This is a genomic window from Nocardia terpenica (genome assembly GCF_013186535.1).
In the GTDB taxonomy this organism is placed as follows: domain Bacteria; phylum Actinomycetota; class Actinomycetes; order Mycobacteriales; family Mycobacteriaceae; genus Nocardia; species Nocardia terpenica.
The window spans coordinates 550,438-575,466 of sequence record NZ_JABMCZ010000005.1 but is presented as its reverse complement, the minus strand read 5'-3'; the positions used below and the strand labels follow the sequence as shown (position 1 = coordinate 575,466).

20 protein-coding genes are annotated in these 25,029 nt (G+C 70.6%); 13 read left to right on the top strand and 7 right to left on the bottom strand.

Going from position 1 to position 25,029, the window contains the following annotated elements; translation table 11 throughout:
* Positions 1–41: 41 nt before the first annotated feature.
* Positions 42–791 (top strand): SDR family oxidoreductase, encoded by a 750-nt coding sequence (locus HPY32_RS38550; RefSeq protein ID WP_067588132.1) that lies wholly within the window; start codon positions 42–44, stop codon positions 789–791.
* A gap of 12 nt (positions 792–803) precedes the next feature.
* Here HPY32_RS38550 and HPY32_RS38545 read toward each other — a convergent pair whose 3' ends face one another.
* Both HPY32_RS38545 and HPY32_RS38540 read right to left on the bottom strand, forming a co-directional pair.
* Positions 804–2,441, bottom strand: a complete 1,638-nt coding sequence (locus HPY32_RS38545) for a hypothetical protein (RefSeq protein WP_067588134.1) — start codon at positions 2,439–2,441, stop codon at positions 804–806.
* A gap of 3 nt (positions 2,442–2,444) precedes the next feature.
* Positions 2,445–2,768, bottom strand: a complete 324-nt coding sequence (locus HPY32_RS38540; protein ID WP_067588136.1) for a type VII secretion target — start codon at positions 2,766–2,768, stop codon at positions 2,445–2,447.
* A 202-nt stretch (positions 2,769–2,970) separates the two neighbouring features.
* Between HPY32_RS38540 and HPY32_RS38535 the strand changes: the two genes are divergently transcribed.
* From HPY32_RS38535 to HPY32_RS38520, 4 genes are all read left to right on the top strand, one after another.
* Positions 2,971–3,963, top strand: coding sequence for an NAD-dependent epimerase/dehydratase family protein (locus tag HPY32_RS38535; protein ID WP_067588137.1), 993 nt, complete (start codon positions 2,971–2,973; stop codon positions 3,961–3,963).
* 31 nt (positions 3,964–3,994) lie between these two features.
* Positions 3,995–5,035, top strand: coding sequence for an Rv2578c family radical SAM protein (locus HPY32_RS38530; protein ID WP_067588139.1), 1,041 nt, complete (start codon positions 3,995–3,997; stop codon positions 5,033–5,035).
* Positions 5,036–5,209: 174 nt separating this feature from the next.
* Positions 5,210–7,147, top strand: coding sequence for a 2-oxoacid:acceptor oxidoreductase subunit alpha (locus HPY32_RS38525; RefSeq protein ID WP_067588141.1), 1,938 nt, complete (start codon positions 5,210–5,212; stop codon positions 7,145–7,147).
* Positions 7,144–8,223 (top strand): 2-oxoacid:ferredoxin oxidoreductase subunit beta, encoded by a 1,080-nt coding sequence (locus tag HPY32_RS38520; RefSeq protein WP_067588143.1) that lies wholly within the window; start codon positions 7,144–7,146, stop codon positions 8,221–8,223. Before HPY32_RS38525 ends, HPY32_RS38520 begins: the two co-directional genes overlap by 4 nt.
* A 9-nt stretch (positions 8,224–8,232) precedes the next feature.
* Here HPY32_RS38520 and HPY32_RS38515 read toward each other — a convergent pair whose 3' ends face one another.
* The 3 genes from HPY32_RS38515 to ypfJ form a co-directional block, all read right to left on the bottom strand.
* Positions 8,233–8,556, bottom strand: coding sequence for a hypothetical protein (locus HPY32_RS38515; protein WP_156674454.1), 324 nt, complete (start codon positions 8,554–8,556; stop codon positions 8,233–8,235).
* A 40-nt stretch (positions 8,557–8,596) separates the two neighbouring features.
* Positions 8,597–9,034 (bottom strand): hypothetical protein, encoded by a 438-nt coding sequence (locus tag HPY32_RS44170; protein ID WP_067588147.1) that lies wholly within the window; start codon positions 9,032–9,034, stop codon positions 8,597–8,599.
* Positions 9,035–9,383: 349 nt separating this feature from the next.
* Complete coding sequence (ypfJ, locus tag HPY32_RS38505; protein ID WP_067588149.1) at positions 9,384–10,292, bottom strand: KPN_02809 family neutral zinc metallopeptidase; 909 nt, start codon at positions 10,290–10,292, stop codon at positions 9,384–9,386.
* Positions 10,293–10,495: 203 nt separating this feature from the next.
* Between ypfJ and aspS the strand changes: the two genes are divergently transcribed.
* Positions 10,496–12,286 carry an aspartate--tRNA ligase gene (gene aspS, locus HPY32_RS38500; protein ID WP_067588150.1) on the top strand — a complete coding sequence of 597 codons (1,791 nt, stop codon included), beginning with the start codon at positions 10,496–10,498 and terminating at the stop codon, positions 12,284–12,286.
* Between the two features lie 67 nt (positions 12,287–12,353).
* On the opposite strand, the gene HPY32_RS38495 is transcribed toward aspS, so the two are convergent.
* On the bottom strand, positions 12,354–13,619 hold the full coding sequence (locus HPY32_RS38495; protein WP_067588152.1) for a DUF2189 domain-containing protein: 1,266 nt from the start codon (positions 13,617–13,619) through the stop codon (positions 12,354–12,356).
* Positions 13,620–13,869: 250 nt separating this feature from the next.
* Here HPY32_RS38495 and HPY32_RS38490 point away from each other — a divergent pair, with 250 nt between their 5' ends.
* The 7 genes from HPY32_RS38490 (at position 13,870) to HPY32_RS38460 (ending at position 22,768) form a co-directional block, all read left to right on the top strand.
* Positions 13,870–15,039 (top strand): phosphotransferase family protein, encoded by a 1,170-nt coding sequence (locus HPY32_RS38490; protein ID WP_067588154.1) that lies wholly within the window; start codon positions 13,870–13,872, stop codon positions 15,037–15,039.
* Positions 15,040–15,076: 37 nt separating this feature from the next.
* Positions 15,077–16,429 (top strand): replication-associated recombination protein A, encoded by a 1,353-nt coding sequence (locus tag HPY32_RS38485; RefSeq protein ID WP_067588156.1) that lies wholly within the window; start codon positions 15,077–15,079, stop codon positions 16,427–16,429.
* 72 nt (positions 16,430–16,501) lie between these two features.
* On the top strand, positions 16,502–19,168 hold the full coding sequence (gene alaS, locus HPY32_RS38480; protein ID WP_067595816.1) for an alanine--tRNA ligase: 2,667 nt from the start codon (positions 16,502–16,504) through the stop codon (positions 19,166–19,168).
* Complete coding sequence (gene ruvX / locus HPY32_RS38475) at positions 19,168–19,722, top strand: Holliday junction resolvase RuvX (protein WP_067588158.1); 555 nt, start codon at positions 19,168–19,170, stop codon at positions 19,720–19,722. Before alaS ends, ruvX begins: the two co-directional genes overlap by 1 nt.
* Entirely contained in the window at positions 19,719–21,257 is a 1,539-nt protein-coding gene (gene mltG / locus HPY32_RS38470) for an endolytic transglycosylase MltG (RefSeq protein ID WP_067588160.1), read from the top strand. The genes ruvX and mltG overlap by 4 nt, the downstream gene beginning before the upstream one ends.
* Positions 21,235–22,080 carry a shikimate dehydrogenase gene (locus tag HPY32_RS38465; protein WP_067588162.1) on the top strand — a complete coding sequence of 282 codons (846 nt, stop codon included), beginning with the start codon at positions 21,235–21,237 and terminating at the stop codon, positions 22,078–22,080. The genes mltG and HPY32_RS38465 overlap by 23 nt, the downstream gene beginning before the upstream one ends.
* 214 nt (positions 22,081–22,294) lie before the next feature.
* Positions 22,295–22,768: a B-4DMT family transporter gene (locus tag HPY32_RS38460; protein WP_067588164.1), complete on the top strand. Its 474-nt coding sequence runs from the start codon at positions 22,295–22,297 to the stop codon at positions 22,766–22,768.
* Between the two features lie 645 nt (positions 22,769–23,413).
* On the opposite strand, the gene aroB is transcribed toward HPY32_RS38460, so the two are convergent.
* On the bottom strand, positions 23,414–24,532 hold the full coding sequence (gene aroB / locus HPY32_RS38455; RefSeq protein ID WP_067595817.1) for a 3-dehydroquinate synthase: 1,119 nt from the start codon (positions 24,530–24,532) through the stop codon (positions 23,414–23,416).
* Positions 24,533–25,029: the final 497 nt, after the last annotated feature.

Genomic DNA, 25,029 nt, shown 5'->3' with positions numbered 1-25,029 from the left:
TTTATGGTCTAATCGCCTCGGGTGCGGGAGAAGGAGGAGTCATGACGATCGCCATCACCGGGTCGGCGTCCGGAATCGGGGCCGCGGCGGCGCGAACACTGTCCGAGGCCGGACACGGCATCGTCGGTGTCGACCTGCGCGACGCCGAGGTGCTCGCCGATCTGTCCACCCCGCAGGGGCGGGTGGCGGCCGTCGACGGGGTGCTCGACCGCTGCGGCGGGGTGCTGGACGGGGTGGTGTTGTGCGCGGGCATCGGACCGCACACGCCCGATCCGCTGCGGGTGATCGAACTCAACTACCGCGGCTCGGTCGCCGTGCTGGACGGGCTGCTCCCGGCGCTGCGCAAGGGGGAATCGCCTGCGGCCGTGGTGGTTTCGTCGGTCGCCTCCACCCAGGTGACGTGGGCGGAGAATCCGATCGCGGACGGTTCGCAGGCGCGGGCACTGGCGCGGGCGGGGGAGTACGCGGGGCATCTGGCGTACGCGTACTCGAAGAACGCGCTGACCGTCGCGGTGCGCCAGCGCGCCGCGGAGTGGGGCGCGGCCGGGGTGCGGCTCAATACCGTCGCCCCCGGCACCGTCGACACGCCGCTGCTGCGGGCCGGGCTCGACGATCCGCGCTACGGCGACCTGATCCGCGCGTTCGCCGCGCCCATACCGCGCACCGCCGAACCCGCGGAGATCGCCGCGCTCATCGCCTATCTGCTCGGCCCGCAGGCGGGCTACATCCACGGCGCGCAGTTCGTCATCGACGGCGGCGTCGACGCCCTGATCCGGCCGACGGCGTTCTGACGGCCGACCGCCCTACAGCTGGTCGATCTCGTAGTCGTTGATGATCTCGTCGGAGTGGGTCTGGCCGATGACCTCCGGGGCGCTCTCGCCGAGCGCGCCGGTGAGATCGGTGTTGCCCGTGGGGCTCTGGTACGGCTGCACCTGACGCGAGTGTTCCTCGTCGTTGTTGCGCTGTGCCGCGCCGGGCGCGCCCATGAAGCCGCTCCCGCCGCCCATGGCCGAACCGGGCGCGCCGGGCATGCCGGGGCCGAACGGAATACCGGGCATGCCCGCGCCGGGACGGCCGGGCATCGAGGCGCCCGGGACCGGCTTCGCCGCACCGGCAGTCGCTCCGGAGCCGAGGCCGCCCACCAAGCCGCCGAGGCCGCCGCCGCCGTAACCGCCACCGCCGCCGTAGGAGCCGGGATGCGCGCCGTTGCCGCCGAAGGAGGCCGCGTTGGTCGCGGTGCCGCCGAGCCCGGCGGGCAGGTCGCCGCCGAGCCCGGCCGCCTGGGTGGCCGTGTCGCCGCCACCGGACAGCAGCTGCTGGGCCTGCTCCATGATGGGCTGGCCGATGTTCTGCGCCACCGCCTGTGCGACATCGCCCGGATTCGGGCCGCCGCCCGAGCCCATGATCTGCTGCACCACGCCCGCCAATTGCCCGGTGTAGCCGGACAATTCGCCGCGGGTGGCGTTGACGATGGCCACCGCCTGGCCGAGATGCTCGGTGGCCGATGCCATCAGCGTGGCCTGCGCGGGCGGGGTGAGGATGACCGGCGCGAGCGCGGTGGCCTGCGCCGCGAACGACTGCGCGACGGCGGTGAGCTGCACATTGCCGCGCTGCACGACCTGCGCGGCCTCGTCGGTGAGCTTGGAGATGTCGAAGCCGCGCTGGCTGGTGTCGGCGCCGTGCGACTGGGCCTGCTGCCCGGCGGCCTGCGCGCTGCGCGCCGCCTGACCCTGCCAGACCTGCTCGACGGTTTTCAGCGCGCCCGAGCCGACCTGCATGGCGCTCTGGATGACCTGCGACGACTGGCTGAGGATGGTGGCCGGATTGAGCGCGCCCATGACGCCGGTGCCGAAGCTGGACAGCATGTCGAGGAACGGCTTGAACAGCATGTCGATGCCCGGAATCGCGGGCAGGGCCATGCCGTTCATGAGCGCGCCGACGGGGTCGGCCGGTAACGGGGGTAGCGCCGGAAGTCCGCCCGCCGCCGGACTCGCGGCCGCGGCCGGGGCGGTGGCTGCCGCGCCGCCGAACGCCGCCGGGGCGTGGTCGATGGCCGACCGGGCGTTGTCGAGCAGGCCCTGCGCGGCGGTGTGCGTGGTGTCGAGGACGCCCTGGGCGCCGTTGAGCGCCCCGTGCGCCGCGCCGAGCAGCGGCGAGGCGGGATCGCCGAACGCGGCCGCGTGGGCCGAGGGATCGGCGGGGTTGCCGCCGCCCAGGCCCGGAACATGCGGCGTGACCGCGGATGCCGAGCCGTTGTCGTCGAATTCCTTACGCGCGGTATGGAATGCGGGCGGCTCGATGGGCGGCAGGTCGGCCGGCAGCTGCGGCAGCGGCAGGTCCTGGATCGGGCCCGGCTGCGCCACCGGCGCCGCGGCGGGCGCGGTTCCCGCGATCGGCTCCGCGCCGATGACGCCGCCGTGTCTGGAATCGATGGTTGTCACGCGTCATCCCCCGATCTGTGTGCCGATGTTCCCGAGTGTTCCGGCCGACGATTGGTCGGTGTCGTCGAAGACTGCGGCCGAGCCGAACGCGGCCTTGCCCAGGTGATCGCACTTGGCGGACAGATCGTTGATGTCCTTGGCGTGCAACAGTTGCGCGGCGGCGAACATGGCGAGGTAGTCGGCGCCGATGATGCCGAACACCGGCGTCATCGCGGCGACGTGGGTCACCGTGTCGAAATTGCCGGCCCCGGCGATGTCGGCCGCGACCCCCTCGTGCGTTGCGGCGAACGCGCGGACGGCGTCGGTCTCCACCGAGAGATCGCTCATCGAGTCTGCCCCCCAATCGTCGTGAACATCGGCCTTCGTGAACGTGTGTGGTCTTGAATTGCTTTGTCCGAGCCGGTGAAACCGGCGTCTTGCGACTGGGCCTCAATATAGCCGACCGGCTGCGCGCGTTTCGAGTCCACGCATCCATTCGGAAATATCGGGAACCGCTTGCAAACTAGAACAGGTTCTATATTCTCGTCTCATGAAGGTCGCAGTCACCGGCGCCGCCGGCTTTCTCGGGACGAATCTGCTCCACCGGTTGGTGGCTCGCGGTCACGAGGTCACCGCCATCGACCGGGTCCGCCCCACCGGCGCGCCGCAATCCGGGGTGAGATGGGTGACCGGCGACGTACTCGATCCCGCGTCGATGCGCTCGGCGCTCGACGGCGCGGAGATCGTCTATCACCTGGTCGCGTTGATCACCCTGGCGCAGCGGCACGACGTGGCCTGGCGGGTGAACACCGAGGGCGTGCGGGTGGTGGCCGAGGCCGCGCGGGCGGTGGGCGCGCGAAGGATGGTGCACGCCAGCTCGATTCACGCCTTCGACCAGTACCGCTGCGGCGGCCGCATCGACGAGCGCTCGGCGCGGTCGACCGATCCCGGGCTGCCGGTCTACGACCGCTCCAAGTGGCAGGGCGAGGTCGAGCTGCGCAAGGTCGTCGACGCCGGACTGGACGCGGTCATCTGCAATCCCACCGGGGTCTACGGCCCGGTCGACCACACCTCCTCCCGCATCAACTGCACGCTGTGGGACGCCGCGCGCGGGCGGGTGCCGGTCATGATCGGGGGCGGATTCGACCTGGTCGACGTGCGCGACGTGGCCGAGGGGCTGCTGCTGGCGGGCGAGCGCGGCCGCACGGGGGAGAACTATCTGCTGCCCGGCGCGATGGTGTCCATGCTCGAGGTGACCCGGCTGTCCGCGGCGGTGAACGGTAAACGCGGGCCGCGCTTCGCCATTCCGGTGCGGGTGATCTCGGCGGCGCTGCCGGTGCTGGAGCCGGTCGGCAAGCTGCTCGGCAGCGACCGGATCTCGCGCGCGGCCATGGGCGCGCTGCTGTCGGCGCCCGAGGTGGACGGCGCCAAGGCGCGCACCGAGCTCGGCTACCGGCCGCGGCCGACCGAGGAGACCGTCCGCGACCTGGTCGCCTTCTACAACGGCGCGACGCCACGCCGGGACGCGCGGAGCATTGCTTGACGGCGATTAGAACAGATGTTCGAATGAGGGCATGCGATGGCAGAGCCAGACCCTCGGCGCCGATGACGGGGCACTCCCCGGCCTCGAGCGGGCCGGTTTCGTGCGCAGCGTCCGGACTCCCGAGTTCGAGGGCGTCACATTCCACGAGGTGCTGTGCAAGAGCGCGCTGAACAAGCTGCCCCCGGGCGTGGGCTTCGGCTTTCAGTGGACCGTGAATCCGATTCGCGGCTGCTCGCACGCCTGCCGGTACTGCTTCGCCCGCCCCTCGCACGAATACCTGGACCTGAACCCCGGGCGCGACTTCGAGACCCAGCTCGTGGTCAAAACCAATGTCGCCGCGGTACTTCGGCGGGAGCTGCGGCGCGGCTCGTGGCGGCGCGACTCGGTGGCGCTGGGCACCAACACCGATCCGTATCAGCGCGCCGAGGGCCGCTATCGGCTCATGCCGGGCATCATCGGCGCGCTGGCCGAATCCGGCACGCCCTTCTCCATTCTCACCAAGGGCACGCTGCTGCGCCGCGACCTGCCGCTGCTCACCCAGGCCGCGCGGCAGGTCCCGGTCAGCCTGGCGGTGTCCATCGCGATCCTCGACCCGGAGCTGCACCACGGCCTGGAGCCGGGCACCCCGTCGCCGCGGGCGCGGCTGGACATGGTGCGCGCGCTGTCCGATGCCGGATTCGAGGTGGGCGTGCTGGTGGCCCCGGTCCTTCCGTATCTCACCGACGGCACCGCCCATCTGGAGGCGCTGTTCGCCGCCATCGCCGAGGCGGGCGCCGCGCGGGCCACCGCCTTCGCGCTGCACCTGCGCGGCAGCACCCGCGGCTGGTTCCTGGAATGGCTCGCCGGGCACCACCCTGCGCTGCTGCGAAAATACCGGCAGCTGTACGGTCGTGGGGCGTACGTCACACCGGAGTACGCTGCGTGGCTACGGAGCCGGGTAGACCCCCTGCTCGAACGATACGGGCTACACCGCGACCGGTCCTCGGAGGACGAGCCTCCGCAGCCACGCGGCACCGAGCGCGATCGCGCGGCCGCCCCGCCGCCGGATCCGCAGCTCGCACTGTTCGCCTGACCGCAGTACCCGAGCACCACCTCGAGGATTCACCTCGACATCGGCATCGGGGGCTTGACCGGGCCCCGATCGGCGCGAGTGAATCTTGTTGGACCGCATGCATCCCGCGTGTGTCGGGTTGCGGCGGAGTAATTTGGCGAGTGGACGTCATACCGACTAGGAAGTGATGGGCCCATGGTCGATGTGGTGCGCCGAAACGGCGGTGGCACAGAGAAGTTGGAGAAGGTCGTCATCCGTTTCGCCGGTGACTCCGGCGACGGTATGCAGCTGACCGGTGACCGCTTCACCCACGAGGCGGCGGCGTTCGGCAACGACCTCGCGACCCAGCCGAACTTCCCGGCCGAGATCCGCGCCCCGCAGGGCACGCTGCCCGGCGTGTCGTCGTTCCAGATCCAGATCGCCGACTACGACATCCTCACCGCGGGCGATCAGCCCGACGTGCTGGTGGCGATGAATCCCGCTGCGCTGAAGGCGAATCTGGAGGATCTGGCCCGCGGCGCCACCGTCATCGTCAACACCGACGAGTTCACCAAGCGCACTCTCGCCAAGGTCGGCTACGCCGGCGACCCGCTCGCCGACGACACCCTCTCCGATTTCGTGGTGCACCGGGTCCCGATGACGTCGCTGACCCTGGCCGCCACCGAGCCGACCGGCGTGGGCAAGAAGGACGGCCAGCGCGCCAAGAACATGTTCGCGCTGGGCCTGCTGTCCTGGATGTACGGCCGCCCGATCGGCGGCACCGAGCAGTTCATGCGCGAGAAGTTCGCCGCCCGCCCGGAGATCGCCGAGGCCAACGTGCTGGCCTTCCGCGCGGGCTGGAACTACGGCGAGACCACCGAAACCTTCGCCACCACCTACGAGGTCGCGCCCGCGGCACTGCCGCCGGGTACCTACCGGCAGATCACCGGCAATACCGCGCTGGCCTACGGCCTGGTGGCGGCCGGGCAGCTGTCGGGCCTGCAGGTGTTCCTGGGCACCTACCCGATCACCCCGGCCTCCGACATCCTGCACGAGCTGAGCAAGCACAAGAACTTCGGCGTCACCACCTTCCAGGCCGAGGACGAGATCGCGGGAATCGGTGCGGCCCTGGGTGCTTCGCTGGGCGGCTCGCTGGGCGTCACCAGCACCTCCGGGCCGGGCCTGGCGCTCAAGAGCGAGACCATCGGCCTGGCCGTCATGACCGAGCTGCCGCTGGTCGTCATCGACGTGCAGCGCGGCGGCCCCTCCACCGGCCTGCCCACCAAGACCGAACAGGCCGACCTGCTGCAGGCGCTCTACGGTCGCAACGGCGAATCCCCGGTCGCGGTGGTCGCGCCCCGCTCGCCCGCCGACTGTTTCGCGACGGCGGTGGAGGCGGCGCGCATCGCGCTGACCTACCGCACGCCGGTGCTGCTGCTGTCCGACGGCGCGATCGCCAATGGCTCGGAGCCGTGGTCGATTCCGTCCGTCGCCGACCTCCCGCCGATCGACCCGGGCTTCGAACCCGAGGCGGGCGAGGACGATTCGTTCCAGCCCTACGCCCGCGACCCGGAGACGCTGGCCCGGCCGCTGGCGGTGCCGGGCACCAAGGGCCGCGCGCATCGCATCGGCGGCCTGGAGAAGGCCGACGGCAGCGGCAACATCTCCTACGACCCGGCCAATCACGAGCTCATGGTCCGGTTGCGCCGGGCCAAGATCGACGGCATCGCGGTGCCCGACCTCGAGGTCGACGATCCCGACGGCCGCGCCGACCTGCTGCTGATCGGCTGGGGCAGCTCCTACGGCCCGATCGGCGAGGCGTGTCGGCGCGCACGGCGGCGGGGTGTGTCGGTCGCGCAGGCGCATCTGCGGCATCTGAATCCGTTGCCGCCCAATACCGGTGAGGTACTGCGCCGCTATCGCACGGTGGTCTGCCCGGAGATGAACGGCGGTCAGCTCGCGCTGCTGCTGCGCGCCCGCTACCTGGTCGACGTGCAGCCGTGGACGAAGGTCGCCGGAACCGCGTTCTCGGCGCAGGAACTGGTCGGCGTCATCGATGCCGCGCTGGACGGCTCCATCTCGGAAATGGAACAGGACAAGGGCTTCGCGGCACGCGCCCGGGCCACCTACCGCACGACAGGGGGACAGGGATGACGATCATGGATGCGTCGCTGGTGGGTACCGACCTCGGCCTGACCGGGCTGAGCGGGGTCCCCGGCGCCGAGGGCCCGCAGAAGGTCAAGGACTTCACCTCCGACCAGGAGGTGCGCTGGTGCCCCGGGTGCGGCGACTACGTCATTCTCGCCACCGTGCGCGGCTTCCTCGCCGAGCTCGGCCTGCGCCGCGAGAACCTGATGTTCGTGTCCGGTATCGGATGCTCCAGCCGGTTCCCGTACTACCTGGACGCCTACGGCATCCATTCCATCCACGGCCGCGCGCCCGCCATCGCCACCGGGCTCGCCGTCACCCGCCCGGACCTGTCGGTGTGGGTGGTGACCGGCGACGGCGACGCGCTGTCCATCGGCGGCAATCACCTCATCCATGCGTTGCGCCGCAATGTGAATCTCACGATCCTGCTGTTCAACAACCGGATCTACGGGCTCACCAAGGGCCAGTACTCGCCGACCTCCGAGCGCGGCAAGATCACCAAGTCCACGCCGATGGGCTCGGTGGACCATCCGTTCAACACGCTGTCGGTGGCGCTGGGCGCCGAGGCCACCTTCGCGGCGCGGGCCCTGGACTCCGACCGCGCCGGGCTCACCGAGGTGCTGCGCGCGGCGGCCGAACATCGCGGCACGTCGTTCGTGGAGATCCTGCAGGACTGCCCCATCTTCAACGACGGCTCGTTCGACGCGCTGCGCCGCGACAATGCCGAGTCGCACCTGATCCGGCTGCGCCACGGCGAGCCGATCCGCTTCGGCGCCGAGGGCGAATTCGCCGTGGTGCGCAGCGGTTTCGGCCTGGAGGTGGCCCGAGCGGACGGCGTCGCCGAGGCCGATATCGTCGTGCACGACGCCTACCGCGACGACCCCGAATACGCCTTCGCGCTGTCGCGGCTGTCCTCCCAGGACCTGTCGCACGTGCCGGTCGGCATCTTCCGCAGCGTCGCCCGCCCCACCTACGACGACGGCGTGCGCGCCCAGACCGCCATGGCCCGCGAACGCAAGCCCGTCGGACCGGACGCCCTGCAGCAGCTGCTCACCGGAAAGGAAACCTGGACCGTCGGCTGACGGCCCCGCTCAGCGATCCTGCACGAAGGCATCGAGCAGCCTCGTGCACAGATCGGTGAAGCGCTTCCGATTGGCCTTCTGGTCGTCCGACAGCCCCTCGGCATAGGCCGGGCCGTAGACGACCAGATGAACGTCCCGATCCGGACTCGCCCCCAGAAAGTCGAGCAGCGCGGTCCCATGGTCCCCCTCCTTGGGAGTCCCCATATCCACCGCGACCAACGCCCGCGCCTCGGCCATCCCCGCCGCCAGCACATCCGCCGCCACCCGCCCCGCCACCCGCTGCGGAGCCGTCCCCGGCTTCCGATCGGCACTGGCGGCATCCGCACTCTTCACGGCCTTCCCATCCCGCTCCACCTGCAACGTGGGCCCGAGATCACTCCGCCCCGCCCACCCCTCCGGAATAGTCGTCAACGTCACCCCCACCGGAACCGAGTTGGGCACCGGCGCTGAATTGGGCGCTGGCGCCGCACCATTCGGTGCGGGAGCCGCGTTCGGCGCTGGCGCCGAATTGGGTGCCGGTGCCGCACCATTCGGTGCGGGAGCCGCGTTCGGCGCTGGCGCCGAATTGGGTGCCGGTGCCGCGGCATTCGGTGCGGGGGCCGGATTCGGCGCTGATGCAGGTGCCGCTGTATCCGTTCCCGGAGCTGGAGCGGCGATATCGCGTGGCTGCGCCGGTGTGGGTGCTGCGCCGCTCGGCGTGGGGGACGGGTTCGGTGCGGGAGCAGAGTTCTGCGCCGGAGCTGTAGCGTTCGCTGCCGCAAGTGGGGCTGGCGCTGCGGTATTCGGTGCGGGAGCTGCGGTATTCGTCCACGGAGCTGGGGCCGGAGCGGCGGCGTTGGGTGCGGGCACCGCCGGATCCTGGCCTGCGGCCAGTGCGGAGCCGCTCAGTAGTCCGGCGGTCACCAGCACCGCCGCGGCTGTCGCTCGCACTGCTACGAATCGTCTTGTCGCCCCGCGTGTTCCCATGCGTTCTCCTTTGGTCCGGGCGACAGCGACACCGCCGCTCGTGATTGTGTCCCGCGTAACCGGCGGGGTCGGTGCGACGCGCCCGAGCGGTCTGCGATCGCGTCGTCTATCCCTACAGACCTCGCATACAGGAGCACGAACGGCCCGAATGGTGCTGGGGTACAGCCGAAGCGGGAGACCGGACGATGGGTGGGTCAGCGCAGGGCGGGTGGGTTGGTCAGGTCCTGGACGGAGAAGGTGTCGCAGGCGCGGACCTGGCCGGTGCGGTATCCGGCGAGGAACCATTTCTGGCGTTCGGCGGAGGAGCCGTGGGTCCAGCCTTCCGGGCTGACGCGGCCGGTGGCGGCCTTCTGGATGCGGTCGTCGCCGACGGCGGCCGCGGCGGAGAGGGCGTCGCGGATGTCGTTGTCGCTCAGGGGTTTGAGCAGCGGTTGGGTGCCGCCGGGGGCGGGGGTCTTGTCGGCGTAGCTGGCCCACAGTCCGGCGTAGCAGTCGGCCTGCAGCTCGAGCCGCACCGAACCGGACTGGGGGCCCTTCGGGTCGCGCTGCGCGCGGCCGCTGTCGCCCAGCAGGTTCTGGATGTGATGGCCGAACTCGTGGGCCACCACGTACTCCTCGGCGAGCGGACCGCCGCTGGCGCCGAACTTGTCGCGCAGTTCCTGGAAGAATCCGGTGTCGAAGTACGCGGTCTTGTCGGCGGGGCAGTAGAACGGGCCGACCGCGCTGGTCGCGTTGCCGCATCCGGTCCCGACGGCGCCGGTGAACAGCTTCACCTGCGGCGGTCGGTACTGGCGGCTGGTCTGCCGCACCAGCTGATTGCCCCACACCCCGTCGAGGCTCTGCGCGGTGAGGATGACGCGGCATTGGGCGTACCGGTTGGCGTCGCCGTTGGTCTTGCACATGGAGACGTCGACGCCGCCGCCCTGGCCGCCGTGATTGCCGCTCCCGGTCAGGCTGTCCATCACATGTCCCGGATTGACGCCGAACAGCACCGCGAGAACCAGCACCAGCAGCCCGCCGCCGCCTCCCAGCGCGAGCTTGGGTCCCATCCCGCCGGTCGACACTCGATTCGGATCGATGTCGCTGCCTTCGTTGAAGGTCATCGCTGCTGCTCTCTCCTGGTCGTGAGGGTCGGGCCGTCCGACCCGCGTCGCGGCGCGGGCGCATAAAGCTTGACACGATCTCGCGCCGACGGCGCCACCGCTGCCCCCGCCGCGGATACGGTTTCCGGTCACCGAAGCCGTCTCACTACCATGGGAGCGCACCGGGTCCTCTCCGGTGCACTCGAGTCGTCGAAAGGAATCCCGTGCTGCGCACCCACTTGGCTGGTTCGCTGCGAAGCGAGCACGCCGGTCTGACCGTCACCCTGACCGGCTGGGTGGCCCGGCGGCGAGACCACGGTGGCGTGATCTTCATCGATCTGCGCGATGCGTCGGGTGTGGCCCAGGCCGTGTTCCGCGAGGCCGAGCCGGCCGAGCAGGCGCACCGGCTGCGCGCCGAGTTCTGTGTGCAGGTCACCGGCGTGGTGGAGCAGCGGCCCGCGGGCAGCGAGAACCCGAACCTGCCGACCGGCGCCATCGAGGTGAACGTCACCGAGCTCGTGGTGCTCAACGAGGCCGCGCCGCTGCCGTTCCAGCTCGACGAGCAGCCCGGCGAGGAGACCCGGCTCAAGTACCGCTACCTGGACCTGCGCCGCGAGGGCCCGGCACACGCCATCCGGCTGCGGTCGAAGGTCAACGCCGCCGCCCGCGAGGTGCTGGCCGCGCACGCCTTCGTCGAGGTCGAGACCCCGACCATGACCCGCTCCACGCCGGAGGGCGCCCGCGACTTCCTGGTGCCCGCGCGCCTGCAGCCGGGCAAGTTCTACGCGCTGCCGCAGAGCCCGCAGCTGTTCAAGCAGCTGCTCATGGTGTCGGGCATCGAGCGCTACTACCAGATCGCGCGCTGCTACCGCGACGAGGACTTCCGCGCCGACCGCCAGCCCGAGTTCACCCAGCTCGACATCGAGATGAGCTTCGTGAACCAGGAGGACGTGATCCTGCTGGCCGAGGACATCCTGGCCGCGCTGTGGAAGCTGATCGGCCACCACATCTCCGCGCCGATCCCGCACCTGACCTACGCCGACGCCATGCGCCGCTACGGCAGCGACAAGCCGGACCTGCGCTTCGGCGTCGAGATCACCGAGTGCGCCGAGTATTTCGCCGAGACCCCGTTCCGGGTCTTCCAGTCGCCCTACGTCGGCGCGGTCGTGATGCCGGGCGGCGCGAGCCAGCCCCGCCGCGAGCTGGACAGGTGGCAGGAGTGGGCCAAGCAGCGCGGCGCCAAGGGTCTGGCCTATGTGCTGGTGAACGAGGACGGCACGCTGGGCGGCCCGGTCGCCAAGAACCTGAGCGAGGCCGAGCGCGAGGGCCTGGCCAAGCACGTCGGCGCGGTGCCCGGCGACTGCGTCTTCTTCGCCGCCGGTGAGGTGCGGTCCAGCCGGGCCCTGCTGGGCGCGGCCCGCGCCGAGATCGCCCGCAAGTGCGGCCTGATCGACGAGAACGCCTGGGCGTTCGTCTGGATCGTGGACGCGCCGCTGTTCGAGCCCGCGGCCGACGCCACCGCGAGCGGCGATGTGGCGCTGGGCCATTCGGCCTGGACCGCGGTCCACCACGCGTTCACCTCGCCCAAGCCAGAGTCGCTGGACACCTTCGACACCGATCCGGGTTCGGCGCTGGCCTACGCCTACGACATCGTCTGCAACGGGCACGAGATCGGCGGCGGCAGCATCCGCATCCACCGCCGCGACGTGCAGGAGCGGGTGTTCAAGGTGATGGGCATCGGTCACGACGAGGCGCAGGAGAAGTTCGGCTTCCTGCTGGACGCCTTCGCCTTCGGCGCACCCCCGCACGGCGGCATCGCCTTCGGCTGGGATCGCATCACCGCGCTGCTGGCCGGTGTCGATTCGATCCGCGACGTGATCGCGTTCCCGAAGTCCGGCGGCGGCGTGGACCCGCTGACCGACGCGCCGACCCCGATCACCCCGCAGCAGCGCAGGGAGGCGGGGCTGGACGTGGTGCTCGGCGCCGACGGCAAGCCGGTCGAGAAGAAGAGCTGATATCCGGCAGGCATCGGGGCGACACCGAAGTCGGTGTCGCCCCGATGTTCTCGATCGGCTCGGTGAATCAGGCGGCCAGTCCGCCGGTGAGCGTGCGGTAGGCGTAGGTCACCGCGATGGCCGTCACCGGGCCCGCGACCAGCAGCCCGATCCCGCACGGCAGCACGGCCAGGAAGGTCAGCACGGCCACCGCCAGCGCCAGCAGCACCAGCTGCGCGGCATTGGCGATCACCAGCTGCACACTGGCCTTGATCGCCGCGAACGGCCCGAGGTCCTGATCGATCGCGAAGTGCAGCGAGAACATGCCCAGGAACAGCACGACGATCGCGGGCACGACGCACAGCGCCGCCGCCACGACCGCGACGAGGAATACGGCCAGCGCCGTGAGCAGCACGTTGCCCGCGTTGACGAAGCCGAAGAACCCCTGTAGGTCCGGCGGGGTGCCGTCGGTCTCGTAGAGCGCGCCGCGCAGCATGGCCGCCTGTAGCAGCCACACCACGACCGCCACCACCAGCGCCAGCAGCAGCAGTGCGGGCAGCGACTGGACGTGCCCGACATTGACCACCAGCACCACCGCCAGGTAGGCCACGAAACCGACCAGCGTAATGCCGATCCACGGAATCGGGTTGGCGCGGAACCGATCCCAGCCGTACCCGAGCGCGCGCCCGATCCCGAGCCCGCCCGGCCCGCCGGGCGGCACACCATACGGCGTGTACCCGTATCCGGGCGGAGGCGCCGTATCGCCGGTCGGCGCCCAGCCCTGCGGCGGGACCGTGCCCTGCGGCGGGTAGCCGCCTTGTGGCGGGTAGGTGCCTGGCGGCGGATAGGTACCTTGCGGCGGGACGGCGCCTTGCGATGGAACCGTGCCCTGCGGTGGAACCGCGCCCGGCGGAACCGCGCCGTGCGGTTGGACGCCTTGCGGGGGAACAGCGCCATGGGGCGGAACCGATCCCGGCGGCGGTGCGGCGCCCGGTGGGACCTCCTGCGGTCCGTAGCCGTATTGCGGGCCACCGTGACTCGGCGGCGGGACCGGCGCGCCGCCGGGTGGCGGCACCGGGACGCCCGACACCGGCGGGGGCGGCGGCACGGCCCCGCCGGACGTCGACACGGGCGGTGGCGGCTCGACCGGCTCGCTGCCGTACTGCGGCGCGCCCGGCCCTTCGAACTGCGGATACCCGGCGGCCCCGGGCATCTCGTGCCGCCCGTGCTCCGCGCCGGGTTCGTCGTCGGCGGGGGGTTGCGGATTCAGATGTTGCCCGGGCTGGGCGGCGAACCGCTCGGCTCCGCCCTCCGCGGGAGTGTCGCCGGGCGCGGAGCGCGGGGTGTCGGTCATCGTCGGGACCTTTCGAATCACCTGGGTTACGGTGTGGCGCACAGCAGTTGACGTCGAGACAACCGGACCGGCCAGCAGGTGTCAAGCAAGCTCGGCCGGTGTCCGTTCCGGACATACCAGGTGGTCGGACGCGTCGATTACCGAGCATCGTTGGCGATAGCAAACCCTTCACATAGACACGCCGAGCGACGCGCGAAAGGTTGCGCAACCGCTCGCTGAAAGTGACCTGGAGCGAGTAACTTGAGAGGCGATGACCGCACTATTGGCCGAACGCGCCGCCGAAGTCGTGTCCGCGGCACAACAGCTGCTCACCAAACGAATGGGTGCTCCGGTAAAGCTGAGCGATCCAATCGAACTCAGCGGCAGTGGCAGGACGACGGTACTACGCGTGCGTGTGGCGGAGAACGCGTTTTCACTTCCTCGGACCCTGATCGTGAAGCAGGTTGCCGGGGGCGCGTACGATCGCCGTTTCAGTGGTCTGGCACCGGGGGTGGCCAGTATCGATTCCGCCTTTCTCCGCGAGGCGGTGTCGTATCAATTCACCACCGCACTCAGCAGTGAGCACCGTCCCGGCGCCTACCTGCTGGCACACAGCCTGCCCGACCGATTACTCATCCTCAGCGACCTCGGTGAGAACATGTCGCTGACCTCGGTGCTGCACACCGGCGCCGAACCGGCCAGCCGCAATGCGCTCATGGCGTTCGCGCAGGCCATGGGCCGCATGCACGCGGCGACCGTGGGCCGCGAGGCCGATTTCGTGGCGCTGCTGCGCCGGGTCGACGTGGTGCATCGCATCGACGGCATCGCCCAGCAGGCCGAGTCCGCGATCAGCGAGGTGCCCGGGCTGCTCGGGCGCGAGCTGGGCATCGAGGTGCCCGGCGAGATCGCCGAACGCATCGTGCGGGGCAATCGGTTGTTCTCCGCGGGTCGTTTCCGCGCGTTCAGTCCGTCGGACCTGTGCCCGGACAACGTCATCCTCAACGACGAGGGTGCGCGCTTCCTCGACTACGAGTGGGGCGGATTCCGTGACGCCACACTGGATATCGCCTACGCGCTGGTCTCCTTCCCCGGCTGCCTCTGCGATTTCGAGCTGTCCCGGGAGCGGGCGCGGCAGATGGTGGAGGCGTGGCGCTCGGAGGTGGTGGGCGTGTGGCCCGCCCTGGCCGACGACACCCTGCTGGCCGAGCGCATTCTCGAGGCCCGATTGATCTGGGTGTGGCTCACCACGTACTGGTTCCTGCCCGCCGACCACACCCGCATCGCCGCCGCCCGCGAGCACGGCCTGTCCGTACCCCGATCGGCCGCACTGATCAACCGCTGGGCCGCCCTCGCCGAGGACGCCCGCATCACCGGCGACGACACCCTCGGCGATTTCGCCGAGCATGTGTCGGCGACGCTCGAGGAGTACTGGGAAGAGTAGGTCCCGACATGTCGGACCGGCTCGGTACGGTTGACCGGTGAGTGAAGGACTGTTCGATGCCCCGGTAGCGGAGTCCTCGTCGAACGGTGCCGGGGAATTCGGGATGGGAGACGCGGCCGGGCGCTTGGCCCCGCTGGCGGTGCGGATGCGGCCCGAGAGCCTGGACGAGGTGGTCGGGCAGCAGCATCTGCTGGGGCCCGGCTCGCCGCTGCGGCGTCTGGTCGAGGGCTCGGGTGCGGCGTCGGTGCTGCTGTACGGTCCGCCCGGCACCGGGAAGACCACCCTCGCCTCGCTCATCTCGCATGCCACCGGCCGCCGGTTCGAGGCGCTGTCGGCGCTGTCGGCGGGGGTGAAGGAGGTGCGCGCGGTCATCGACATCGCGCGGCGGCGGCTGCTGGCGGGGGAGCAGACGGTCCTGTTCATCGACGAGGTGCACCGTTTCTCCAAGACCCAGCAGGACGCGCTGCTGGCCGCGGTGGAGAACCGGGTGGTGCTGCTGGTCGGCGCCACCACGGAGAATCCGTCGTTCTCGGTGGTGTCGCCGCTGCTGTCGCGGTCGCTGGTGCTGCAACTGCAATCGCTGTCCGACGACGACATCCGCACGGTGCTGCGGCGCGCCATCGCCGACCCGCGCGGGCTGGCGGGCCACTACACGGTCACCGACGCGGCGCTCGACCACATCGTGCGCATCGCGGGCGGCGACGCGCGCCGGTCGCTGACCGCGCTGGAGGCGTCGGCCGAGTCCTCGCTGGACGGCACGGTCGACGTCGACCTGGTCGAGGCCAGCGTCGACAAGGCCGCCGTGCGCTACGACCGCGCGGGCGACCAGCACTACGACGTGATCAGCGCGTTCATCAAGTCGCTGCGCGGCTCCGACGTGGACGCCGCGCTGCACTACCTGGCCCGGATGATCAGCGCGGGCGAGGACCCGCGATTCATCGCCCGCCGCTTGATGATCCAGGCCAGCGAGGACGTCGGCATGGCCGATCCGACCGCGCTGCAGACCGCCGTGGCCGCCGCCCAGGTGGTCCAGCTGGTCGGCCTGCCCGAGGCGCAACTGGCCTTGGCGCACGCCACCATTCACGTCGCCACCGCGCCGAAGTCCGGCGCGGTGGCCGCCGCCATCGGGGCGGCCCTGGCCGACATCGGCAAGGGTAAGGCGGGGGCGGTGCCGCCGCACCTGCGTGACGGCCATTACTCCGGCGCGGCCCGCCTGGGCAACGCCCAGGGGTACCGATACCCGCACGACCACCCCGATGGCGTTCTGGCCCAGCAGTATCCGCCCGACGACCTGGTCGGTACCGACTACTACGACCCCACCGATCACGGCTACGAACGCGAGGTCGGCCCCCGGGTGACCAAGCTGCGCCGCATCGTTCGCGGCCGCTGACCGGCCCGGCCCCGCGCGCTAGGGGCAACCACCGGAAAACTCGATGGATCGTTCCCGGTAGGCTGGATGGTTGTGCAGACCCACGAGATTCGACGGCGCTTCCTGGAGCATTTCGTACGTGCCGGGCATACCGAGGTCCCCAGTGCCTCGCTGATCCTGCCCGACCCCAACCTGCTGTTCGTCAACGCAGGCATGGTCCAGTTCAAGCCGTATTTCCTGGGCCAGGAGGCGGCGCCGTTCCCGCGGGCGACCAGCGTCCAGAAGTGCGTCCGCACCGGCGATATCGAAGAGGTCGGCGTCACCACCCGGCACAACACGTTCTTCCAGATGGCGGGCAACTTCTCCTTCGGCGACTACTTCAAGGAGGGGGCCATCACCTTCGCCTGGGAGCTGATCACCAAGTCCCAGGAGGAGGGCGGCTACGGCTTCGATCCCGAACGCATCTGGGTCACCGCCTACGAAAGCGACCCGGAGGCCGCCGAGATCTGGCACCGGGTCGCGGGAATTCCCAAGGAGCGCATCCAGTTCCGCGACGGCAAGGACAACTACTGGGACATGGGCGTGCCCGGTCCCGGCGGTCCGTGCTCGGAGATCTACTTCGACCGCGGCCCGGAGTACGGCCGCGAGGGCGGCCCGGTCGCCGACGAGGACCGCTACCTCGAGATCTGGAACCTGGTGTTCATGCAGGACGTCCGCGGCGAGCTGAGCCCGAAGGAGGGCCACCCGCCGGTCGGATCGCTGCCGAAGAAGAACATCGACACCGGCATGGGCGTCGAACGCGTCGCCATGCTGCTGCAGGGCGTGGACAACGTCTACGAGACCGACCTGCTGCGCCCGATCATCGCCCGCGCCGAGGAGCTGACGGGCAAGGCGTACGGCGTCGAGCACGCCGACGACGTGCGCTTCCGCGTCATCGCCGATCACGCCCGCACCGCGGCCATGCTGATCGCCGACGGCGTGAACCCGGGCAACGACGGCCGCGGCTACGTGCTGCGCCGCCTGCTGCGCCGCATCGTGCGCTCGGCCCGCCTGCTCGGCGCGCAGCGGCCGGTCATGAGCGAGTTCATGACGGTCGTCAGCGACCTCATGGCCCCCTCCTACCCGGAACTCGCCACCGACTTCAAACGCATCGAAACCGTTGCGGTGGGCGAGGAATCGGCCTTCCTCAAGACGCTGACCACCGGCTCGAAGCTGTTCGACGACACCGTCGCCGAGGTGAAGTCCCACGGCGGCAAGCGGATTGCCGGTTCGGACGCGTTCACCCTGCACGACACCTACGGCTTCCCGATCGACCTGACCCTGGAGATGGCCGCCGAGGCCGGGCTCGAGGTCGACGAGGCGGGCTTCCGGTCGCTGATGGCCGAGCAGCGCCGCCGCGCCAAGGAGGATGCGCAGGCCCGCAAGCACGCCCACGCCGACCTGTCGATCTACAAGGAGCTCGTCGACCGCGGCGCCACCGAGTTCACCGGCTTCGACGAGCTGATCACGGAGGCCAGGGTGCTGGCGTTGATCTCCGACGGCGTGCGGGTCCCGACCGCGGTCGCCGGTCAGGACGTCGAGGTGATCCTGGACCGCAGCCCGCTCTACGCCGAATCCGGCGGCCAGATCGCCGACCACGGCACGCTCACCGCGAGCGGGGTGCGGCTGCGCGTCGACGACGTGCAGAAGATCGCCAAGAAGCTGTGGGTGCACAAGACCACCGTCGAACAGGGGCAGATCACCGAGGGCGACACCGTGCTAGCCCAGGTCGATCCGGCCTGGCGGCGCGGCGCCACCCAGGGCCACTCCGGCACGCACATGGTGCACGCCGCGCTGCGGCAGGTGCTCGGCCCCAACGCCGTCCAGGCCGGTTCGCTGAACAAGCCCGGCTACCTGCGCTTCGACTTCAACTGGCAGGGCCAGCTGTCGGAGGCGCAGAAGGCCGATATCGAGGCCGTGTCCAACGACGCGGTCGGCTCCGACTTCCCGGTCAACACCTTCGTCACCGATCTGCCCAAGGCCAAGGCCATGGGCGCGCTGGCGCTGTTCGGCGAGAACTACGGCGATCAGGTGCGCGTGGTGGAGATCGGCGGACCGTTCTCGATGGAGCTGTGCGGCGGCACCCACGTCCGGCACTCCTCGGAGATCGGCCCGATCACCCTGCTCGGCGAGTCGTCGGTGGGTTCGGGTGTGCGGCGCGTGGAGGCGTTCGTCGGCCTGGACTCCTATCGGTATCTGGCCAAGGAGCGCGCGCTACTCGCCGGTGTCGCCGCATCGCTGAAGGTGCCCACCGAGGAGGTGCCCGGGCGCGTCGAGCAGCTGGTCGAGCGGCTCAAGGTCGCCGAGAAGGAGCTCGAGCGCACCAAACTCGCCGCGGTGCTGTCGTCGGCGGGCACGTTCGTGGACGAGGCGCAGCGCGTCGGCGCGGTGCTGCTGGTCGCGGCCGCGGCGCCCGAGGGCGTCGGCGCGGGCGATCTGCGCACCCTGGCCACCGACATTCGCGGCCGCTTCGGTAGCCAACCCGCCGTGGTGGTGCTGCTCGGCAACGCCGACGGCAAGGTGCCGTTCGTGGTCACCGTGAACAAGGCCGCGCAGGAGCTCGGTTTCAAGGCCGGTGATCTGGTCGGCGCCTTCGGCCCGAGCATTGCCGGGCGTGGCGGCGGGAAGCCGGAGATGGCGCAGGGCGCCGGGTCGGACCCGTCGGGGATCGCGGCCGGGCTGGCCGCGGTGCGGGCACGGGTGGCCGAGCTCGCCGGGTGATGGGCAATTCCGAGCATTCGGAGTCGTCGGAGCCGGTCGCACACGCCGACCGGCCCACCAGAACCAGCGATCCGGGGCGGGGCCGCCGCATCGCCATCGATGTGGGGACCGTCCGGATCGGGGTCGCATCCTGTGATCCGGACGGAATTCTCGCCACACCGGTGGAGACCGTGCCGCGCGCCAAGGGCGGAAAGGGGCGTCCGGCAACCGATCTGAATCGGATTGCCGAGATTGTGCGGGAGTACGAGGCCGTCGAGGTCATCGTCGGCCTGCCTCGCACGTTGCGCGGGGAGAACGGCGCCTCCGCCCGGCTGGCGACCACCTTCGCGAATCGTTTGCGGCCCTTGATTCCTGGTGTGCCGATACGACTTTCCGACGAACGTTTGACTACCGTGTCAGCTGCACGTGCATTGCGGGACAGCGGAGTTCGCGCGCGTGGCCAGCGGCAGATGATCGACCAGGCGGCGGCCGTGTCGATACTGCAGGGATGGTTGGACGAACGGAGTGCGGTGTTGAGGTCGGCCGATGACGCAGGCGACGAGGTGGTCGGATGAACGACCGCTGGGCGCGCGCCGAGGAACGTTATCGGCAGCAGTCCGAGCAACGCCGCTACCGCCGGTCCGACCACGACTGGGGCGACTACGACGACGATCCCGAGGACTACCCGCCGCCGCGCGGCCGGGCCGCCCATCGCGCCGCACCGGCCGACGACTGGGACGATTACGAGGACGACACCACCGTCATCCCGCGCTACTCCGACGACGACCCGCCGCCGGACCTGCCGCCCCGGCGGCCGCAGCGCGGCGGCCGCGCCGATCAGCGGCGAGGCCGCGGTGACGAACGCGGGCGGGGCGAGGAGCGCGGCGGCCGGAGCCAGCCGACGCGCAGCCGCCGCTCCCGGGTCGCGTCCCGCAAGGCGGCCGAGCGCCGTCGCCGCCGCCGGAATCTGCTGATCCTCGGCGGCGTGTTCCTGGTGCTGTTCGTCGCGGCCGGTGGGTACGCGGGCTACAAGTTCATCGGCAGACTGGGTGGTCCGGCGGATTTCTCCGGGCCGACCGGTCCGCTGGCGGTGGTCCAGGTGCAGCGCGGCGACACCTCCGAGGACATCGCCAAGACCATGGTCGCCAAGGGCGTGGTCGAAAGCACCGGCGCCTTCTACGAAGCGGCCGTGCGTAATTCGTCCATCCAGTCGGTGCAGCCCGGCTACTACGCGGTGCCCACGCACAGCAAGGGCGCGGATGCGGTGGCGGCGCTGGTCGGTAAGCAGGCGCGGGTGGGCAATGTGGTGGTCGCCGAGGGCAAACGCCTGCACGATTCCACCGATGCGAACACCCATGCCCGCAACGACGGCATATACCGCAAGATCGCCGAAGCCAGCTGCGTCGGCACCGGAACCGACAAGAAGTGCGTCACCTACGAGCAGTTGGACGCCGCGGGCGGGAGCACCGATCTGGCGTCGCTGGGCGTGCCCGCCTGGGCGATGGACGCGGTCAGCAAGGTACCCGATCGCAGCAGGCAGCTCGAGGGCCTGATCGCCGCGGGCAGCTGGGATTTCGATCCCACCGGCACGCCGCAGCAGATCCTCAAGCAGCTGGTCTCCGCCAGCGCGCGCTCCTACGAGTCGACGGGCATCGTGCAGTCCGGCGGGTCGAACGGGCTCACGCCCTATCAGACCATTATCGGGGCCTCGCTGGTGGAGCGTGAGGTGCAGGTCAGCGACATGCCGAAGGTGGCGCGGGTGATCCTGAACCGGTTGCGGGACAACCAGAAACTGGAATTCGACTCGACGGTGAACTACACGCTGGACCAGACCGCGGTCGCCACCACCGATCAGGCCCGCACCACGCAGACGCCGTGGAACACCTACGCCATGACCGGTCTCCCGGCGACACCGATCTCCTCGCCGTCGCTGGATGCCTTGCGCGCGATGGAGAAACCCGCCGAGGGCTCGTGGCTGTACTTCGTGACGGTCAACAAGAACGGGGAGACCCTGTTCACCGACAACTACACGGAGCATCAGAAGAATGTGAAGCTCGCCCAGCAGAGCGGAATCCTGGACAACGAACATGGACAGGGCACCCCGCGGTAGCGGCGCGGCCGTGCCCGGCGACCATCGCCGGGCGGCCGTGCTGGGCAGCCCGATCTCCCACTCCCGCTCACCCCGGTTGCACCTGGCCGCGTATCGCGCGCTGGGGCTGGACTGGAGCTACGAGCGCATCGAGTGCACCGCCGAGCAGCTGCCCGGACTGGTCGACGGCCTCGGCCCCGAATGGGTCGGCCTGTCGGTGACCATGCCCGGGAAGGTCGCGGCGCTCGAGTACGCGGACGAGCGCACCGAGCGCGCGGAGCTGGTCGGTTCCGCGAACACCCTGGTGCGCACGGCCACCGGCTGGCGCGCGGACTGCACCGATATCGACGGTGTGCGCGGGGCGCTACAGGGCGGCGGGGTCGAGAAGGTCGGGCATGCGGTGGTGATCGGGGCGGGCGGCACCGCCCGGCCCGCCCTGCTCGCGCTGGCGGAGCTGGGCGCGACCGGGGTGACCGTGGTGGCGCGCGATGCGGAGCGGGCCGCGAGTACCCGGGAGCTGGCCGAGCGGCTCGGCATGACCGTCACGGTGACCGGCTTCGATCCCGCAGGGGTGCGCTCGGCGTGCGCGCGGGCCGAGGCCGCGGTGAGCACCGTACCCGCGAACGGCGCTGCGGCCGTGGCCGATTCGATCGCCGCCGCACCGGTGGTCCTAGACGCCATCTACGACCCGTGGCCAACCCCGCTGGCCCAAGCCGTGACCCGCGCCGGACACACGGTGATCGACGGGCTACAGATGCTGCTGAACCAAGCATACGGCCAGGTGGAGCAGTTCACCGGACACCCCGCCCCACGCGCAGAGATGGCCGCCGCCCTGGCCGGGTAACCCGCGATTCCGGCACTGTCACTCTTGGTCCCGGGTGCTTTCGCCCTTGGTTCCGGCATGCTTTCGCCTTAGATCCCGGCGTGTTTCCGCTCTTGGTGTGGTGGGCTGTCGCCCTTGGTCCCGGCGGGCTTTCACCTTGGTCCCGGCGTGCTTTTGGCCGGGATCAACACGGTTGCTGTCTGTCCCGGCCGAAGGTCGGGTTAAGGTGTTCGGCATGAATGCGTGGGTGTTGCGCGCCACAGTGCTCGGGGCGCTGACCGTGATCCTGCGAACCGTCCTCGGCTTCGCAATGATCTACTGGCCGACCAACGGCTCCTGGATGCGGGTGCTCTGCCTGATCGTCCTGCTCGCCGCCGTCGTGACCTGGGGCCTGCTGGACGGCCGCACCGACCGCCGCGCCAACCCCGACCCCGAACGCGGCAGCACCGACCTCACCATGCGCTGGCTCAAAGCCGCCATAGCAGGCGGCCTCGGCGCAGGCATCCTCGCCTGGCTCCTCGACTTCATCCCCACCTTCGATCTCGGCGACAACGGCCTGGGCTTCGAACTGACCGCAGGCGCCTCCTTCATAATCCTGCTCGTCTTCATCCCCGCCATGCTCGGCGTCACCATAGGCCGCTTCCTGGTAACCCGCGAAGCCAAGAAAACCGCCGAAGCTCCCCTCGAACCCGCCCCCACCCCAGCCTGACCACCTCCGCCCACACGGCTCGCGCTCACAAGTCGACCGCCCGCGCCCAGGTTATTCGTATCGGGCACAACGGGTTTCGTCGGCCCGACTTCCGTCGAGATAGTTACTGCGGTTCAAGATGCGATGTCGCCACCGGCCGCCATCATTCGACCACCGTCATTCCGGCACGCTCTAGGCCGCCGCCGTCATTCCGGCATGCTCTGTCCGGAATCTACTGATACGCAGCAGGTTCCGATGGACCCCGGCCAAAAGCGCGCCGGGGTGACGGTTGATGCGGGCAGGCCGGGCTTGAAGGGTTGGCGCGGGCAAGTTGGGCTGATGGGGTTGGTGCGGGCAAGTTGGGCTGGCGGGTTAGAGCGGGCACGCTGAGGTGGCGGGGTTGGAGCGGACGCGCCGGGGTGGCGGGGTTGGAGCGGACGCGCCGGGGTGGCGGGGTTGGAGCGGACGCGCCGGGGTGGCGGGGTTGGAGCGGACGCGCCGGGGTGGCGAGGTTGGAGCGGGCACGCCGGGGGCGCGGTTGGTGCGGCACGCTGGGATGATCGGGTTGGCGCGCCGGGATGGGGTGTCGATCTCGGTGGGCGCGGGTTTGGGTGCGGCCGGGGGGAATTGGTTCCGGCCGCGGTGTATTTCGTTGGGTTGTTTTGTCTACAGGAGGATTGCGCCGCTGGTGGGGGTGTCTTCGCGGGCGATGGTGGCGTAGGCGGCGGCTAGGAGGGAGGGGTCGGGGCCTTCCAGGCGGCCGGGTTTGGCCAGGCCGTCGAGGACGACGAAGCGGAGGACGCCGGAGCGGGTTTTCTTGTCGGTTTGCATGGTGTCTAGGAGTTGGGGGAGGGCGTCGGCGTCGTAGGTGGTGGGGAGGCCGACGCTGTCGAGGATGGTGCGGTGGCGGTCGGCGGTGGCGTCGTCGAGGCGGCCCGCCAGGCGGCCGAGTTCGGCGGCGAAGACCAGGCCCACGGAGACCGCGGCGCCGTGCCGCCAGCGGTAGCGTTCGCGGCGCTCGATGGCGTGGCCCAGGGTGTGGCCGTAGTTGAGGATTTCGCGCAGGGCCGCCTCCTTGAGGTCGGCGGCCACCACGTCGGCCTTCACCCGGATGGCGCGGCGGACCAGTTCGGGAAGCACCGCACCGGCCGGGTCCAGCGCGGCCTGCGGATCGCGCTCGATGAGGTCCAGGATCACCGGGTCGGCGATGAAACCGGCCTTGATGATCTCGGCCATTCCGGCCACGATCTCGTTGCGCGGCACCGTTTCCAACGTCGCCAGGTCCACCAGCACCGCGGCGGGCTCGTGGAAGCAGCCGACCAGATTCTTCCCGGCCTCGGTATTGATCCCGGTCTTGCCGCCGACCGCCGCGTCGACCATGGCCAGCAGCGTGGTCGGCACGTGCACGATCCGCACCCCGCGCATCCAGGTGGCGGCGACGAATCCGGCGAGATCGGTGGCGGCCCCACCGCCGAGGCTCACGATCACGTCGCGGCGGGTGAGCCCGATCCGGCCCAGCACCTCCCAGCAGAACCCGGCCACCGGCAGATCCTTCCCGGCCTCGGCGTCGGGAATCTCGATGCGATGCGCGTCGATGTCCCGATCGGCCAGCGCCTGCCGGACCACCTCGGCGGTCTCGGTGAGCGGCGGCTGATGGAAGATGGCGACGGTGCGCACGCCGGACTGTCCGGTCACCTGCTCGACCAGATCGCCGAGCAGGCCCCGCCCGATGATCACCGGATACGGGTCGGCGGTGCGGACCTCGATGCGGCTCGGCTCGGTCATGTGATCTGCTCCGATTCTTCTCGTGCTCGTAGGGTGCGGGTGCGCGCCCGGCGCGCCCGCGCGCGGCGGGAGCGTCCGGTGCCGGGCGCGGGCTCGCCGGGCGAATCCGGCTGTGCCGGAGGGGGAGTGGGGTTGGAGTCGGGATGCCGCCCATTGGCGGGGGAACCCGCCGTGGTCGTCGCCGGAGCGGCGACCGGCGGCCCGGCCGGTCGGGACGCGGTGCGACGAGACCGGCCGTCCGTCGCCTCCGCCCGCGAATCCGATTGTGCCGCGCCATCCGACGCTGTCACCACTCCAGCGCCGGGTGCGCCCGCGGCGCGGACGGCCGCTCGGCGGCGTCGGGAACGACGAGACGACGACCTGGTCGGGCCGTCACCATCGGAGGTCGGTCGGCCCGTGCCCGGCTGGGACGACTTCGCGTCCGTTGAATCCTGTTGATCGCCAGCATCATCGGCGAGCGAAGCCGGTCCGGAGACCGCAGTGTCCACGCCCGCGAC

Coding starts and splice junctions, on each gene's coding strand:
- HPY32_RS38520 (WP_067588143.1), top strand. CDS start 7,144: ATGACGATCATGGATGCGTCGCTGGTGGGTACCGACCTCGGCCTGACC.
- HPY32_RS38540 (WP_067588136.1), bottom strand. CDS start 2,768: ATGAGCGATCTCTCGGTGGAGACCGACGCCGTCCGCGCGTTCGCCGCA.
- HPY32_RS38530 (WP_067588139.1), top strand. CDS start 3,995: ATGCGATGGCAGAGCCAGACCCTCGGCGCCGATGACGGGGCACTCCCC.
- HPY32_RS38550 (WP_067588132.1), top strand. CDS start 42: ATGACGATCGCCATCACCGGGTCGGCGTCCGGAATCGGGGCCGCGGCG.
- ruvX (WP_067588158.1), top strand. CDS start 19,168: ATGGGCAATTCCGAGCATTCGGAGTCGTCGGAGCCGGTCGCACACGCC.
- mltG (WP_067588160.1), top strand. CDS start 19,719: ATGAACGACCGCTGGGCGCGCGCCGAGGAACGTTATCGGCAGCAGTCC.
- HPY32_RS38535 (WP_067588137.1), top strand. CDS start 2,971: ATGAAGGTCGCAGTCACCGGCGCCGCCGGCTTTCTCGGGACGAATCTG.
- aroB (WP_067595817.1), bottom strand. CDS start 24,532: ATGACCGAGCCGAGCCGCATCGAGGTCCGCACCGCCGACCCGTATCCG.
- HPY32_RS38460 (WP_067588164.1), top strand. CDS start 22,295: ATGAATGCGTGGGTGTTGCGCGCCACAGTGCTCGGGGCGCTGACCGTG.
- HPY32_RS38465 (WP_067588162.1), top strand. CDS start 21,235: ATGGACAGGGCACCCCGCGGTAGCGGCGCGGCCGTGCCCGGCGACCAT.
- ypfJ (WP_067588149.1), bottom strand. CDS start 10,292: ATGACCTTCAACGAAGGCAGCGACATCGATCCGAATCGAGTGTCGACC.
- HPY32_RS38495 (WP_067588152.1), bottom strand. CDS start 13,619: ATGACCGACACCCCGCGCTCCGCGCCCGGCGACACTCCCGCGGAGGGC.
- HPY32_RS38525 (WP_067588141.1), top strand. CDS start 5,210: ATGGTCGATGTGGTGCGCCGAAACGGCGGTGGCACAGAGAAGTTGGAG.
- HPY32_RS38490 (WP_067588154.1), top strand. CDS start 13,870: ATGACCGCACTATTGGCCGAACGCGCCGCCGAAGTCGTGTCCGCGGCA.